At 48.1% G+C, this 15,214-nt stretch carries 17 protein-coding genes; 11 read left to right on the top strand and 6 right to left on the bottom strand.

Annotated elements, in window-relative coordinates; all coding sequences use genetic code 11:
- Window positions 1-87: 87 nt before the first annotated feature.
- Window positions 88-927, bottom strand: coding sequence for an SDR family NAD(P)-dependent oxidoreductase (locus BLD48_RS12890; protein WP_071500570.1), 840 nt, complete (start codon window positions 925-927; stop codon window positions 88-90).
- 133 nt (window positions 928-1,060) lie between these two features.
- Between BLD48_RS12890 and BLD48_RS12885 the strand changes: the two genes are divergently transcribed.
- Genes BLD48_RS12885 through BLD48_RS12875 form a run of 3 tightly spaced genes read left to right on the top strand, consistent with a single transcriptional unit; the run spans window position 1,061 to window position 3,317 of the window.
- Window positions 1,061-1,822 carry a DeoR/GlpR family DNA-binding transcription regulator gene (locus tag BLD48_RS12885; protein WP_071500569.1) on the top strand — a complete coding sequence of 254 codons (762 nt, stop codon included), beginning with the start codon at window positions 1,061-1,063 and terminating at the stop codon, window positions 1,820-1,822.
- Window positions 1,819-2,859 carry a Gfo/Idh/MocA family oxidoreductase gene (locus BLD48_RS12880; RefSeq protein WP_071500568.1) on the top strand — a complete coding sequence of 347 codons (1,041 nt, stop codon included), beginning with the start codon at window positions 1,819-1,821 and terminating at the stop codon, window positions 2,857-2,859. The genes BLD48_RS12885 and BLD48_RS12880 overlap by 4 nt, the downstream gene beginning before the upstream one ends.
- Complete coding sequence (locus BLD48_RS12875; protein ID WP_071500567.1) at window positions 2,856-3,317, top strand: heme-degrading domain-containing protein; 462 nt, start codon at window positions 2,856-2,858, stop codon at window positions 3,315-3,317. Before BLD48_RS12880 ends, BLD48_RS12875 begins: the two co-directional genes overlap by 4 nt.
- Before the next feature lie 268 nt (window positions 3,318-3,585).
- On the opposite strand, the gene BLD48_RS12870 is transcribed toward BLD48_RS12875, so the two are convergent.
- The 4 genes from BLD48_RS12870 to BLD48_RS12855 all read right to left on the bottom strand — a co-directional run bounded on the left by BLD48_RS12870 (window position 3,586) and on the right by BLD48_RS12855 (window position 5,380).
- Window positions 3,586-4,065, bottom strand: a complete 480-nt coding sequence (locus BLD48_RS12870) for a DMT family transporter (protein WP_071500566.1) — start codon at window positions 4,063-4,065, stop codon at window positions 3,586-3,588.
- Between the two features lie 12 nt (window positions 4,066-4,077).
- A complete protein-coding gene (locus BLD48_RS12865; protein WP_071500565.1) occupies window positions 4,078-4,506 on the bottom strand; it encodes a DMT family transporter in 429 nt (142 codons plus the stop codon).
- Between the two features lie 70 nt (window positions 4,507-4,576).
- Window positions 4,577-4,894: an ArsR/SmtB family transcription factor gene (locus tag BLD48_RS12860; protein ID WP_071500564.1), complete on the bottom strand. Its 318-nt coding sequence runs from the start codon at window positions 4,892-4,894 to the stop codon at window positions 4,577-4,579.
- A 36-nt stretch (window positions 4,895-4,930) separates the two neighbouring features.
- A complete protein-coding gene (locus BLD48_RS12855; protein ID WP_071500563.1) occupies window positions 4,931-5,380 on the bottom strand; it encodes a GNAT family N-acetyltransferase in 450 nt (149 codons plus the stop codon).
- Between the two features lie 169 nt (window positions 5,381-5,549).
- Here BLD48_RS12855 and rpoE point away from each other — a divergent pair, with 169 nt between their 5' ends.
- Both rpoE and BLD48_RS12845 read left to right on the top strand, forming a co-directional pair.
- A complete protein-coding gene (gene rpoE / locus BLD48_RS12850; RefSeq protein ID WP_071500562.1) occupies window positions 5,550-6,074 on the top strand; it encodes a DNA-directed RNA polymerase subunit delta in 525 nt (174 codons plus the stop codon).
- A 254-nt stretch (window positions 6,075-6,328) separates the two neighbouring features.
- Window positions 6,329-7,924, top strand: coding sequence for a CTP synthase (locus BLD48_RS12845; protein WP_014971451.1), 1,596 nt, complete (start codon window positions 6,329-6,331; stop codon window positions 7,922-7,924).
- A gap of 80 nt (window positions 7,925-8,004) precedes the next feature.
- Here the strand turns inward: BLD48_RS12845 and BLD48_RS12840 are convergent, their stop codons facing one another.
- Window positions 8,005-8,514: a DUF2529 family protein gene (locus tag BLD48_RS12840; RefSeq protein WP_071500561.1), complete on the bottom strand. Its 510-nt coding sequence runs from the start codon at window positions 8,512-8,514 to the stop codon at window positions 8,005-8,007.
- Between the two features lie 94 nt (window positions 8,515-8,608).
- Between BLD48_RS12840 and BLD48_RS12835 the strand changes: the two genes are divergently transcribed.
- From BLD48_RS12835 to BLD48_RS12810, 6 genes are all read left to right on the top strand, one after another.
- Window positions 8,609-8,983, top strand: a complete 375-nt coding sequence (locus tag BLD48_RS12835; RefSeq protein ID WP_026831879.1) for a response regulator — start codon at window positions 8,609-8,611, stop codon at window positions 8,981-8,983.
- Between the two features lie 132 nt (window positions 8,984-9,115).
- Complete coding sequence (gene fba / locus BLD48_RS12830; protein ID WP_014971448.1) at window positions 9,116-9,970, top strand: class II fructose-1,6-bisphosphate aldolase; 855 nt, start codon at window positions 9,116-9,118, stop codon at window positions 9,968-9,970.
- Between the two features lie 164 nt (window positions 9,971-10,134).
- The gene (gene fsa / locus BLD48_RS12825) at window positions 10,135-10,782 is read left to right on the top strand and encodes a fructose-6-phosphate aldolase (RefSeq protein WP_012371594.1); all 648 of its coding nucleotides are present in this window, start codon (window positions 10,135-10,137) and stop codon (window positions 10,780-10,782) included.
- 27 nt (window positions 10,783-10,809) lie between these two features.
- Window positions 10,810-12,057 carry a UDP-N-acetylglucosamine 1-carboxyvinyltransferase gene (gene murA, locus BLD48_RS12820; protein ID WP_071500560.1) on the top strand — a complete coding sequence of 416 codons (1,248 nt, stop codon included), beginning with the start codon at window positions 10,810-10,812 and terminating at the stop codon, window positions 12,055-12,057.
- Window positions 12,058-12,088: 31 nt separating this feature from the next.
- The gene (gene glpX / locus BLD48_RS12815) at window positions 12,089-13,054 is read left to right on the top strand and encodes a class II fructose-bisphosphatase (protein ID WP_071500559.1); all 966 of its coding nucleotides are present in this window, start codon (window positions 12,089-12,091) and stop codon (window positions 13,052-13,054) included.
- Between the two features lie 587 nt (window positions 13,055-13,641).
- Window positions 13,642-15,015: an IS4 family transposase gene (locus BLD48_RS12810; protein WP_071500558.1), complete on the top strand. Its 1,374-nt coding sequence runs from the start codon at window positions 13,642-13,644 to the stop codon at window positions 15,013-15,015.
- The last annotated feature ends 199 nt before the right edge of the window (window positions 15,016-15,214 follow it).

Below are 15,214 nucleotides of genomic sequence, written 5' to 3'. Positions count from 1 at the left end.
CTTCAGACGGGTGTTGGACCGAACCGAGTGTATCATGAATCCGGTATCCGTTAGGGCTTCACCCTTATCGTTTAGAAATGGGGGAAATTAGTCTAGATTTAGCGTCAGTTGCCGGGTTTTGAGTGTCCCGACGAGACCGGATGGATCGTTTGCGGTTTTATGGGCGACAAAGGCCTCGTCTTCCGGAGCTGTCCGGACACGCAACGGTTTCTCATCAGACTGGACCAAGTCAAAAATCAGTTCGGCAATCTCACTGGCGGCTTGCCGGTTTTTATGCCGGACCCGGTACGTCTTCAAATACCGTTCGACGATTGGTTTGAAGTCATCGTCGTGTAATCCGCCTGTCTGTTCCAAGCGATCGAGAACGTTTGCTGTGAAATTCGTTTCGACGGCAGCCGGTTCGATCAGTGTGACATCAATCGAAAAAAAGGGTTTGTAGTAGGTCGCGAGACTCTCGAACAGGCCTTCGAGTGCGAATTTACTGGCGCAATAAATCTCGTTCATTGGCTGGCCGACCAGTCCGCTGATGCTTGATGTCGCGAGCAGATGACTCCCCTGCGGAGCCGCTTTTAGTAGCGGCAAACAGCATTCAATCGTTTGCATGACACCAAAGACATTGGTGTCAAACAGTTGCTTGATCTCATAACTCGTCGCTTGTCCAAGTGCCCGCAACAGACCTTGACCGGCATTACAAAATAAGGCGTTCAAGTGCCCTACTTCCTGTTCGATGACAGAGACGGCCTGCTTCAGACTCGTCAGGTCCGTCACATCAACTTCGATAAAATGTAAATGAGGTAAGGCATGCTGCTCGAGTTCAGGTGTCACTTGTCGAATCCCGGCATAAACGGTCCATCCTTCATCGGCAAACCGAGTCGCCGTCGCAAGACCAATTCCGGATGAAGCACCAGTAATGAAAATCGTCCGCATGATAGATTCCTCCTTAATGAAAGTCAGGTCTTTCTCATTCTTTACCCGAATCTACTAAAGTTATTTTTGCATTAAAATTGCGTATTTTAATTAAAAAACTTAAAATGGAAGAAAGAAACAGGGGGGATCCGACATGGCACAACACGAACGACTGCAACAGATGCGGGAGTGGATCAAGACGACACCCGAAATTTCACTCGATCAGTTGATGGAAGAGTACCGGATTTCGCGGGATACGGCACGGCGGGACCTCATCCAGTTAGAGCAGGAAGGAAAAATCATCCGTGTCAAAAACGGATTGATCCGTGTCGGTACGAATATGACCGTCCAGTACGACCGGCGAACGGAGCGGCCGGAAAAAGATCGGATTGCACAACGCGCGATCACCTATATCGCTCCACATCAAAAGATCATTTTGGATGCTGCGACAACGGTTGCCCGGATGACCGTCCATCTACCAGTTCAACCGGTTCAAGTCATTACGAACTCACTCGCGGTCGTAGAACAGTTGGAAGCACGACCGGAAATCGAACTGTATGTGACCGGGGGGAAGCTCGACCGCCATGCCCGGAGTTTAGTTGGGATTAAGACGGCGGATGATATCTTGAATTATCAAGTCGACCGTGTGTTTCTTGGGGCGTGCGGATTGACCGAGCAAGGGGTCTTTGCAGAAAATCTTGAGGAAGCCATCGTCAAAAAAGCGATGATCCGCAGTGGCGCGGAAATCATTGTCCTTGCGGATCATACGAAGTTCGAGAAACGTTTTCTACACAAAGTTTGTGATCTTGATCAAATCGACGTCTTAATTACAGATGAACGACCTACCGGACAGTGGCACGATTGGTTGACTCAAGCAGACGTCTTGCTTGAAGTAGCAGAGGAGGAACAACCATGACAACGATTCAAACGACGCTTGTCGGTTTCGGATTTTCAGCCGTGACGTTTCATGCGCCCCTTTTACAAGCCTTACCACAATTTACGGTCCGTCAAGTCGTGTCGAGCCAACAGGATAAAGTCGCGACCGTTTTTCCGGAAGCAAAGGTGATCGGGACACTCGAAGCGGCATTACAAGACGAACAGACGGAACTCGTCATCATCACGACACCGACAGCCTTACATTTCGAGATGGCCAAACTAGCCATCGAAGCAAAAAAACATGTGCTGCTCGAAAAGCCAGCCGTTGTGACGATGGAAGAAGCAGACGAGCTGATACGCCTTGCAGCTCATCACGGCGTACATGTCGCGGTTTATCAAAACCGTCGTTTTGATGGCGACTTCCTGACGATCGAACAGCTGATTGAGATGAACGAGATCGGGGATTGGCAATTGCTCGAATCACGGTTTGACCGGTATCGTCCGGTCGTTCGAAACCGTTGGCGGGAACAGAAAGGACCGGGCTCGGGTATCTTGTTTGATCTCGGCTCGCATTTGATTGATCAGGCGCTTGCTTTATTCGGTGAACCGGATGCAGTTGTCGGGGATGTCTTGTTCCAGCGTGACGGAGCGGAGACGGATGACGGATTCCACGTCACGTTATTTTACGGCAAGCGCCGGGTCATCTTACGGTCCAATTCCTTCATTCAAGGATTATCCCCGCGATTTGAGTTGCATGCGACACGCGGAAGTTATATCAAATACGGGATGGATCCGCAGGAAGCGCGTCTGGCCTCCGGGCATCCCGTCGATGCATCGATTGGTCAAGAGGAAACCGCTGATTATGGATATCTGCAAATTGCCGATCATCCGGCTGAACGGTTGGCGACACTTCCGGGTCATTACCGTGGTTTTTATGAAGCGCTTGCTGAAGGGCTGAAGACGGGTGACTTGCCGGTCGATTTGACGGATGCCTTAAAGACGATGCAACTCATTGAGGCGGTTCGCTTAAGCAGCGAGACAGGACGGAAAGTTTTCCGGAAGGAGTGGAATGGATGAAACTGACAGAATTATTGGCACAAGAACAGACGATGACGTTGCGCAGCTTTACAAATCAAGATGCACTCCGTGCCGGACAGTACGTCATCGACCGGGGCTTACAGGAGCAACTAAGCGTTGCCGTCGAGCTGAAACGGAACGGACAGCGGCTGTTTTACGCGGCACTTGACGGGACGGCACCGGATCAGGAAGAATGGATCCGCCGGAAATCGAACGTCGTCCTCCGTCACGGACACAGCTCACTGTACATGCGGTTGTACAATGAAGAGAAACAACGCGCGTATCATACGATGTATGCCGTCGATCCGGCGGACTATGCGGATGCCGGCGGTTCCTTTCCAATCCGTGTCGCAGGAGTTGGTGTCATCGGGACAATCACCGTGTCCGGTTTATCACAAGAAGCGGATCATCAGCTGGCAGTTGATGCTTTGATGTATTTGAATGGGCAAGGCAACTAAAACAGGATGGACTGAAAAGTTGCTTTTTATACAGATCAGGGGGTGACAGATTTCAAGTCTGTCACTCCCATAGTCGTGTTCAAAAGGAATCACTCTTTCTCTCACGCGCTTTCCTCAGGCGAGACACAAGCCAACTCCCCTGCCTCAATGAGGCGGGAAAGTGGGTCTTGTTCGTCTCTGACAGCGCAAGTCAATTTGCGCTTTTTCCTGTAGGAGTCGCGTGAAACGAGTGATTCCTTTTAGGTCAGTCATGTTTTGGATATCATAATCAAGAAGCGATCGAGTCGGAAGCAGGAGCAGCAGCGCGCCGTTTGTTGCCGCGATAAATGAAGAACAAAGCAGCGAGCATGAACAAGAGTCCGGCAAACCGTTTCAGATCAAATGCCACTTCGACGCCACCAAATGTCCCGAAGTGATCAAGCACCATTCCGGCTGACAACTGTCCGATGACGGTTGCGATACTGGCAGCAGTGACGCCAATTTTTGGAACGGCAAGAATGGTCAGGAACAGATAACTGACACCGAACCAGACGGCACTGAGCTGCCAACGTGGTGCGTCAAGAATCAGGAGGACATCTCCTTGTCCAAAAAAGAGGACGGCGAGTGCGAGTAGGAGCATGCCGGTGAAAAAGGTTAAAAATGTACTTTCGAGGGCGCCCGCTTTTTGACCAAAAGCGCCATTGATCGAAGACTGGGCACTGAGGAGAACGCCTCCAAGCAGTGTCATCCCGAGTAATGCGATATTCATCGATATTCCTCCTTAAAAAATCAAAAATAGGCCAATGACCATCAGACCGGATGCGATCAGTTTGTCTTTGTTGATGGCGACCCGGGGACTTCCGAGCCATCCTTTGTGTTCGATGATCATACTAGCGACCATCTGACCGATGATGACGCTGATCATGGCGAGTCCGACACCAACAAGCGGAATGCTGATGATCAGGATCGTTAAGTAGATACTCCCGAGCAGTCCACCGAGTAGCGTCCACTTCGGTGCTTTGAACGTGTAGCCAAGTGAACCCTTTCCGAAAAACAGGGTGATGATCCCGATGATGATCGTCCCGGCAAAGAAGTTATAAAAACTACTTTCGAGTTTACCGATACTGTTGCCAAGCTCCCCATAAATTGCACCTTCGATACTAAGGGAAATCCCGGCAAGTAAAGCAAGCAGGTAATAAATGAATTTCACAATCCGTCACTTCTTTCTTCAATGAATCTATATATCGAGAAATGTCGATATATGAACAAAGGAAAACCCGTTAGAGTTCTCCTTGTAGGTACTCTGCTAACTCTTTGATCTTCTGTTCATTTCGACGGTAATACGTCCATTTGCCATGACGTTCGGATTCAAGTAATCCGACTTTTTGTAACATTGCCAAGTACTGGGATACCGTGGATTGGGACAAATTCGCCTTCTCCTGGATATCACCGACGCAGACGCCTCCTTTTTCAGCAGAATTGGTTGACAAATGAGCGGCCGGTTTGTTGAAATGAGTTTGCGGATCTTTGAGCCAACGTAAGATATCGAGCCGTACTTCATTCGATAGGGCTTTAAAAAGATCTACTTGATGTGTCATGCCATCAATCTAATCGATAATTCTCGATATGTCAATTCATTGAGTTGCATTTGCAAAGGATGTTTTGTCCAGCATATGGGTTACTTTTTCGCCAGAAGCAGGCACGAAACCGAGACCTTGATAAAACGGATCGGCCTGTTCGCTGTAGAGCACCAACTTTTCGTACGACAAGAAGGCTTCTGCGATGATTTTTTCGAGCAAGGCCGTCCCGATGCCCTGCGACCGGACTTCCGGTAAGACATAGACATGGCGAATCCGGCCGGTTGCCGGTTGCCCCGCTTGTTTCATATATCCCCCGCAGGCGAGGACTTGATTGGTCGTCGACAAGACGACGAACATCGCTTCACCGGTTGCTTGAAATGTTTCTTGCCGGCGATTTCGTAACATGTGTTCAACGAACATAAACTCTTCCTGTGAACTTTTGGCGAGTAAAGGAAGCCAGTTGTAGCCGTCAAAATCGTTCACCCGTTCGATTGTCATTTCCATCCGTGATTCCTCCTTCTTCTCTTTTGAAGTATTCCTTTTTCAGCATCACGAAAAACCCGCTTTTCTTTGTAAATAATTTTTTTTAGCAAGAGACTGGATTTTTAAAAGCCATTTTGCGTATAATGAGAAGTAATGGATTGAACGCAAATGAAAGGAAGTGGCCGTCACAATGAGCCTCAGCCGTTTAAGTAAAGAAGAAATTACTGATCTTTCACTGATTAACTTCGTCAATGAAATGCTACAAGAAGCGGGCGAACAGCCTATCACTTTCGATGACATCATAAAAGAAATCGAAAAATTTCATACGTTTACAAATGAGGAGGACAAGTTCGAGAAACTTGCCCAACTCTATACAGACATGAACATCGATGGTAACTTCGTCAACGTCGGAGCTAACCGTTGGTCCCTTCGTGCGTGGTATCCGTTTGACAAATCGGATGAAGATTTGGTCATCGAAGCACGTCAGCGCGGAGAACTCGACGAATTCGAAGAAGAGTTCAACTACGATGCGGAAGAAGATGAATTCGAGACGATCGAAGATGATCTTGATACATTCGCAAAAACAGCCGATTACGATTCAGCTGATGATACCGAAGATGATACATTCAAAAAAGTTGCGGTCATTGATGACCTCGAAGACGATTTGGATGAAGAAGACCTCGAAGATTTCGAGGAAGATGAAGAAGAAGTTTAACAACCGCAACCTGCCATTTTTGAACATGAAAATGGTAGTTTTTTCGTTGACGGCTGACGACAGCACACTTGATTTTCGTCTCTAAAAAATCTGCTTGACGAAGTTTTCGGAATGACGTAAGTTAGTCATGGGCTTCTTTAAGCAACGTGCTTAATTTCAGCAAAAGTGTCTCCTGTGAATGGGGGCACTTTTGCTTTTTTATTTTTAACCGACCTCTGACAGAATTCTGGACTCGAGAAGGGAGCAATTTAATCATGACAAAGTATATTTTCGTAACCGGTGGGGTAGTATCTTCACTTGGTAAAGGGATCACGGCCGCATCACTTGCCCGTCTTCTAAAAAATCGTGGCCTCAACGTCACAATCCAAAAATTCGACCCGTACATCAACATCGATCCGGGAACGATGAGCCCGTATCAACACGGTGAGGTATTCGTGACGGATGATGGTGCTGAAACCGACCTTGACCTTGGTCACTACGAACGTTTCATCGATATCAACCTCAGTCAGAATGCGAACGTCACGTCTGGACGGATTTACTCGACGGTCCTCAAAAAAGAGCGTCGTGGTGATTACAACGGGGGAACGGTTCAAGTCATTCCGCACATCACGAATGAGATCAAGGATCGTGTCTTCCGTGCCGGGAAAGAGACAGGCGCTGACGTCGTCATCACAGAGATTGGTGGAACAGTAGGGGATATCGAATCGCTTCCGTTCATCGAAGCCATTCGTCAAGTGAAGAACGATATCGGGAAAGAGAACGTCATGTATGTCCACTGTACGCTCGTTCCGTATCTTGCAGCTGCAGGTGAGCTGAAGACGAAGCCGACGCAACACAGTGTCAAGGAACTCCGTAGCTACGGCATTCAGCCGGACATCATCGTTTTGCGTGCCGAGCATGATGTACCGCAAGAAATGAAAGACAAAATTGCCCTCTTCTGTGACACACGTCCGGAAGCGGTCATCGAAGCGAAGGATGCGTCGACACTGTATGAGGTGCCGCTCAACTTGCAACGTCAAGGCATGGATCAACTCGTCTGTGACTACTTCAAGTTCGATACGCCGGCAGCCGATATGACAGCGTGGAAACAACTGGTCCACACCGTGACACACCTCGAGAAGAAAACGAAAATCGCACTCGTCGGGAAATACGTCGAACTCCGTGATGCCTACATCTCGGTCGCAGAAGCTCTCAAACATGCAGGGTTTGCCTTCAACAGTGACATCGAGATCGACTGGATCAATGCGGAAGATGTCACACGTGACAACGTCCAGGAATTACTTGGTTCAGCAAACGGAATCCTCGTTCCAGGTGGATTCGGTGAACGTGGGATCGAAGGGAAAATCGAAGCAACACGTTTTGCGCGCGAAAACAATGTACCGTTCTTCGGCATTTGTCTTGGGATGCAACTCGCGACAGTTGAGTTCGCCCGTAACGTCCTGAACTTAGAAGGGGCACACTCGGCAGAAATCGATCCGGCGACACCGTACCCAATCATCGATTTACTTCCGGAACAAAAAGACATCGAAGATCTAGGCGGAACACTTCGTCTTGGACTTTACCCATGTAAGCTCGAAGAAGGTTCAAAAGCACGGACAGCGTACTCAAGTGAACTCGTTTACGAACGTCACCGTCACCGTTATGAGTTCGGCAATGAATTCCGTGAACAGTTCGAAGCGAACGGCATGATCTTCTCCGGTACAAGCCCGGATGGCCGTCTCGTTGAGATCATCGAGATTCCAGAACACAAATGGTTCGTCGCGTGTCAGTTCCACCCGGAATTGATTTCACGTCCAGAACGTCCGCAAGCCTTGTTCCATGACTTCATCCAAGCATCACTTGGTGAGTAAGAAATTTAGCGAACGGCTAAGCACCCCTGTTTCCAAATTGGAGACAGGGGTGTTCTGTTTATTATTATAGAAGAAAAGCGTCATTCCCACTCTTCCGTCATCTCTTGTAATTGCGTCAAAATGTGCGTCAACAGGAATGCACCCAGCGCGAGACTCGGCAAACCGTGACGGGAACCGTCCTCAGCCGGAAGCAGTCCTTTGTTGAATTTCAGGGCGAGCGGCGCGATGGAACGTTCGAGTGTCTCCGTCACGTCACCGAGCGTAATGATGGAGTAGGGTGTATGCCACGCATCATAACGGGCGAGAGACGCAAACAAGTCGGAGCGTTCCGTATCCGGTGTGAAGATCAAGACGCGGTCGACGGCATGTAACGTTTTATGATCTTTGATCTTCGTGACCCGTTTCATTTGATCCGGACCATCGGACAGCATAGGATAGAGCCCTTCGAATTCACCGTAGGCATCAAGATAGACTTTCCCTTGACCGACAAGTGCTTGAGCGAGCAGACGGACGACATCAAATAATTCGTCTTCCTGTTTTGTAAGCGTTTGTAATTTCCCGTTGAACTGAGTCGCTAATATTTTCATCATAAAAAGACATCCTCTCTAAATTTCTGTCAAAGATAGTATAAAGCAAGTTTTGCTTTCATGTAGAATGGAAATAACTAGAGGAGGAGTGTGGGAGATGAAAGGGAGATTACTGATCGCGGAAGATGAACCGGGGATTCGCAATTTATTGGCGCAATTGTTTCGCGCACAAGGCTACACGACTGACGTTGCCGTTGATGGCTTGGAAACGATTGAACGATTGAAAGAGGCAGATTACGATTTATTATTGATGGATGTCAATATGCCGGGACGGACCGGTCTAGAAGTCTTGCGTCATCAAGATGAGGTCGGACGACGGGTTCGGACGATTTTGATGACAGCCCTCGGCGAAAAAGAGGCGATGGAAGAAGCGAAACGACTGGGTGTCGTCGCCTTCTTCGGAAAGCCGTTTGACATCTTTGAATTAAAAAAAGAAGTGACTGTGCAAATTTCGAGCGATGTAAGCGGTTAATCCTTCACGTCGTCGTCACAATCCTAAATTCGGAGTGAAATGCTGTACGTTCAAGCGAATCAGTGTGTTATAATCAGTCTGAAAATGCACGTCTACGTGTAAGCAGCGATCAAAACAGAGGAGGATGTCATTATGCCATTAGTATCTATGACAGACATGTTAAACAAAGCTCTCGAAGGTAAGTACGCAGTAGGTCAATTCAACATCAACAACCTCGAGTGGACTCAAGCAGTACTCGGTGCGGCTCAAGAAGAGCAGTCACCAGTCATTCTTGGAGTATCTGAAGGTGCAGCACGTCATATGGGCGGATTCTACACAGTTGTTAAAATGGTAGAAGGTCTCGTTCATGACATGAAAGTAACAGTTCCTGTTGCAATCCACCTCGACCACGGTTCGAGCATTGAAAAATGCAAAGAAGCAATCGATGCTGGATTTACATCTGTAATGATCGACGATTCACATAGCCCGATCGACACGAACATCGAAACAACAAAAGCTGTTGTTGAGTATGCTCATTCTAAAGGTGTTTCAGTTGAAGCGGAAGTTGGTACAGTTGGCGGACAAGAAGATGACGTCGTTGGTGATGTCATGTACGCGAAACTTGACGAATGTGTTCGTATCGTCAAAGAAACTGGAATCGACACGCTTGCTCCTGCACTCGGTTCTGTCCACGGACCATACAAAGGTGAACCAAACCTTGGTTTCGCTGAAATGGAAGAAATCCGTAACGCAACAGACCTTCCACTCGTTCTTCACGGTGGTACAGGAATCCCGACACACGATATCGAAAAAGCGATTTCGCTTGGTACTTCAAAAATCAACGTCAACACAGAGAACCAAATCACATTTGCGAAAGTGGTTCGTGAAGTCTTGGCTGAAAAACCAGAAGCATATGACCCACGCGTATTCATCGCACCAGGTCGCGAAGCAATCAAACAAACAGTCATCGGTAAGATGCGTGAGTTTGGTTCAAGCAACAAAGCTTAATTTTGTATGTCCAAAGCACGGTAGACACTCGTCTATCGTGCTTTTTTTCATCCAAATCACCAGAATGTTTCGGAAAACGTTAGGACTTCTCGTTGAAAAAATTTATAATGAAAGAGTAAGCGATTTCAAGGGATATCTTAAGGAATGAAAGGGGAAAGAGAAAAATGAGATTTTTTATCGACACAGCAAACGTAGAGGATATTAAAAAAGCACATAAAATGGGGATTTTAGACGGGGTCACGACCAATCCGTCACTCGTCGCAAAAGAAGGCGTCGATTTCCATACACGCCTGCGTGAAATTTGTGAGATCGTCGGCGACGTCTCCGTCAGTGCGGAAGTCATCGCACTGGATGCAGAAGGAATGATCCGGGAAGGGAAGGAACTCGCCCAGATTGCACCGAACATTACTGTAAAGGTTCCGATGACACCAGCTGGCCTAGAAGCTGTTGCAGCCTTATCCAAAGAAAACATCACGACGAACGTCACGTTGATCTTTAACCCGAACCAGGCATTGCTCGCAGCGCGTGCTGGTGCGACATACGTATCACCGTTCCTCGGACGTTTGGATGATATCGGTCAAGATGGTATGGGACTCGTCGAGACGATTGCCCAAATCTTCGTCATCCATGACATTCCGACACAAATCATTGCGGCGTCTGTCCGTAATCCAGTTCACGTCACGAATGCAGCCCTCGCTGGTGCTGACATCGCGACGATTCCGCTGAATGTCATCGAATCACTGACGCAACATCCGCTGACGACCCAAGGCATCGAGCGATTCCTTGCTGACTGGGAAAAAGCGCAGCAATAACAGATTGTACAGAAAGGTTGATGGAATGTGGACATTTTGCATATCGTAGGACAACAACGTCTTGAAGGGACCGTCATGATCAGTGGATCGAAACAGAGTGCGATTCCGTGTCTCGCGGCAGCATTACTGACCGACCAACAGGTTATTCTTGAGGGGGTGCCGGACATTGGCGACGTCGCGACGATGATCCAGATCATTGAGATGCTTGGAGCTGTCGTGACACGTCAAGGCGATATGGTGACGATTGACCCGAGTCATGTCGAGCCGATGCCACTTACAGGGACGGATACACGAAAATTACGTGGATCGATTTACCTGATGAGCGTTCTTGCGGCACGGTTCAAACAGGGGGTCGTTGGTCTGCCCGGTGGTTATGCCATCGGTCCTCGACCGATTGATTTACACATCAAGGCACTGGAGCGACTCGGTGTCTCGATGCGAAACGAACAAGGGGTTTACTACATGCATGTCGAAGAGTTGAAGGGGAACCGGGTTTATTTGGATCTTCCTTCCTTCGGTGCAACCATCAGTGCGTTACTTGTCGCTGTCATGGCGGAAGGGACGACCGTCATTGAAAATGCGGCATGTGATCCAGAAGTCGTCGATGTCAGTACGATGCTGACGAACATGGGTGCGAGTGTCAAAGGTGCAGGGACCGATGAGATTCGAATCAAAGGGATCAAGACGCTTCAAGGATGTCGGCATACGTTGATTCCGGACCGGATGGAAGCAGGGACGTTCCTCGCGATGGGCGCCGTTCTCGGACGTGTGACGGTCGACAACGTCATTCCACTTCATCTGGAAAGCATCATTCAAAAGCTGGAACGTTTTGGTGCGAAAATCGACATCGCCGATGATTCAGTCACGGCATCGGTCGATCTGGCGAAGCCGATCGACATTCGTGTGTTTCATTACGGTGGTTTCCCGAGTGATCTTCAACCGATCATCTCGGCTGTCTTGCTCAAACCGAAAGGGGCGAGTGTGGTCGTCGATAAACTGTATCCACAACGGTTCCGGCATGTTCAGGAAATGCGGCGACTCAACGCACGCATCACACATGAAGATGCGTCGATCATCATTCGTGGTGGTGAAGCCTTGCGCGGAACCGAGATCGAAGCACATGATCCGCGTGGTGGAGCAGCACTCGTTTTAAGTGGAATGCTTGCTTCAGGCGAAACTTTGTTGCATCATGCGGAAATACTCGATCAAAGTTATGAACGATTCGTCGAGAAGTTAAAAGAACTAGGGGCTCTTGTATGGCGTGAAACGGTTTAAGATCTTCATCTAGGGAGAGGGGATTATACACATGGAAAGAAGTTTATCAATGGAACTCGTACGGGTGACGGAAGCAGCAGCACTTGCTTCTGCGCGTTGGATGGGGAAGGGCATGAAAAACGAGGCGGATGACGCAGCAACAAGCGCCATGCGTGATGTGTTTGATACGATCCCGATGAAAGGGACGGTCGTCATCGGCGAAGGAGAAATGGATGAGGCACCGATGCTTTATATCGGGGAAAAACTCGGAAATGGATATGGACCACGTCTTGACGTCGCCGTCGATCCACTCGAAGGGACGAACATCGTCGCCAAAGGAACGTGGGGAGCGCTTGCCGTCCTCGCCGTAGCCGATGCCGGAGATTTGTTACATGCCCCGGACATGTACATGGATAAAATCGCCGTTGGGCCGGAAGCTGCTGGACATATCAGTTTGGACGCGACGATCGAAGAAAATATCGCTGCTGTCGCGAAGGCAAAAAATAAAGAAATCGAAGATGTCGTCGTCTCGATTCTCGATCGGGAACGTCATGAAGAAATGATTCAACGAATCCGTGCAACAGGGGCACGAATTCGTCTGATTGGTGACGGTGACGTCGCAGCAGCCATCAATACGGCTTTCCCGCATACGGGAATCGATATCTTGCTTGGTTCAGGTGGTGCGCCAGAAGGTGTACTTGCAGCAGTTGCGTTGAAATGTTTAGGTGGAGAACTCCAAGGACGACTCTTGCCGGCAGACGAAGCAGAAGTTGCACGTTGCAAGAAGATGGGGATTGAAGACCCGTCGAAAATTCTGATGATGGATGACCTCGTCACGGGAGATGATTGTATCTTTGCAGCAACAGGCGTCACGGACAGTGAGTTGATGAAGGGTGTTCAGTTTACAGCCCAAGGCGGTCAAACACATTCTGTCGTCATGCGTGCGAAGTCGGGAACGGTTCGTTTTGTTGAAGGAATTCACTCATTCAAGAAAAAACCAAAGCTCGTTATTAAGTAATTCAATTTTTATATGCAAATAAAGACGAATCCGACTCAAATCGGACCCGTCTCAGATGGAAGACAAATGCGGTTTTTCTCTTAAATGAGAAGGATCGCTTTTTTGTTCGCTTCGAATCGTTTTCCTGGGACAAGCATCGCGCCGCTTCGCTTCACTGCAGGGTCGCTCCTGCTTGTTTTTCCCTAGGAAGCGATTTCGCGCGGAAAAACGCTATTTCCTATGGCAGGGACTAGATAAAAAGAAAAACTAGATATAGAAATCGACGAGGATTGAATTCTTCATGGAAAAAGCCCTTCATTCCCGAAGAAGAGGAATATTGAAGAGCACGAGATCGAAGATAGTACAATAAATCCGGCTCAAACCGGATTCATCTTTGTTGTAGGATGAAATCTTGTAAACTGTACGCGACTCCTACAGGAAAAGCGCAGGTTTATCGCGCGCCAGAAACAAACGAGACCCGGTTACTTGTCCGTTTCAGGACAAAGAAGCCGCGGCTCGTGTTTCCATAGATGTCAACTTAAGAAAATGACTAACTTCTCTCGAAAAATGGTAAGGAATATTACCGCCTACGAGAGGAGTTTTTTTATATGTTAGCCCGAGCGAAATTCGATTTCCTCGACCAATTATTTACGTTTCTAGAGCCGGCTAAAATCGATCAGATGGCGAAGGAGACAGGTTTTGTACAGCGGAAACGAAAATTCGATGCCAATGACTTTTTATCTTTACTCTTCGGGATTCATGGAAATCTGATAGACTCTAGTCTTCAAGAATTGAGCACGAAGTGCGCCGTGAATCAAGACATCGAGATTAGTCGTGCCGCAATCGACAAAAAATTTACCAAAGCTGCCGTATTATTTCTTCAACGACTCGTGAGCGAGCTACTCGAAACTGAACGGATGCTTCCGCTCTCGCGTCATCCGCTCAGCGAAGATTGGCCGTTCACGACCCTTCGGGTATTGGATGGAACACACGATGCCGTACCTGATCTTATGCTCAAAAGAGCTCAGAAGACACGACAGACTTCCGTGAAAATCCAACACGAATACGATCTTTTGACAGGGCGCGTCACGTTTTTACGCATTGATCTTAAAAATGTTAATGACACAATTAGTGGTGCTGGGCGAATACCATTCTTAGATACAAACGAGTTATGCCTTCAGGATCTTGGGTATTTTCACTTTAGATCGTTCGAAGGTATCCGAGAAAAGGGCAGTTATTTCCTGACACGATTTCGAAGTGATGCCCATTTGGCCTACCTCAACCCATCTCCCAGTTATCATCCGAATGGTGGAAAGATTGAGAGTAGTCGATACCTACGCATCGACCTCGTCTCACTTAGCCGCGCGATGGGTCCAAACGAGATCATGGAACTGGAAGACGTTTACTTTGGAAGAGATGCACACTTTCAAGCACGATGTATCTTGTTCCATCAGGACCAGGATCAGAAGGAAAGACGTCTCATCAAAATCGAACGACGAGCTAGTCGGAGCCGGACACCGATGAAACCTTTGGTTCGTGAAATGGCAGGAACGACAGGCTATATGACCAACCTGCCGGAGTCTATCTCGCCCGAACAGCTCGTCGAGCTGTATCGATTACGTTGGCAAATCGAATGGGAATTCCGAACAATGAAATCATTTTTAGGACTGGATCACTTTCGATTGGTTAAACAAGAACGCTGGCTCTGTCACGTGTATGGTACGTTACTCGTTTTTCTCTTAAGTCAACTCATGGCTTGTCAGCTCCGTAACGTCATTTGGGAAGAGGAAAAGAAGGAGATTAGTGAAGCAATCGCCATACGTTGCTTCGCTTGTGAGTTCATACCGAAGATGTATGAAGCATTTCGACAAAAAAAGACGCCCCAGGCGTTCATCCCATTGATCACTCGTCTATTGACAAGGACCGCGCGAAAGCCGAATTCCGCTAGTGGGACCGCCATAAAGCGTCTTCAATTCGAGTAGCACTTGGACAAATAAGTCCCCCAAAAAATGAGGTTTTTTTGGTGTGCTTACAATTATCTTTTTCCGCTAATCATACTGATGAAACCCATCAGTGATAAAAAAATCAGATCATTATCTACTCGATTTTAGCTAAGTTGACATCTATGGGCTTGCGTTTCGCCTGAGGAAAGCGAGTAGAGAAACACGTTTTTTTCGCGAG

The sequence above is a fragment of the Exiguobacterium sp. KRL4 genome, assembly GCF_001870785.1.
Classification (GTDB): domain Bacteria; phylum Bacillota; class Bacilli; order Exiguobacteriales; family Exiguobacteriaceae; genus Exiguobacterium_A.
The sequence above is the reverse complement of the archived record's forward strand: the minus strand, read 5'-3'. Positions and strand labels throughout refer to the sequence as shown.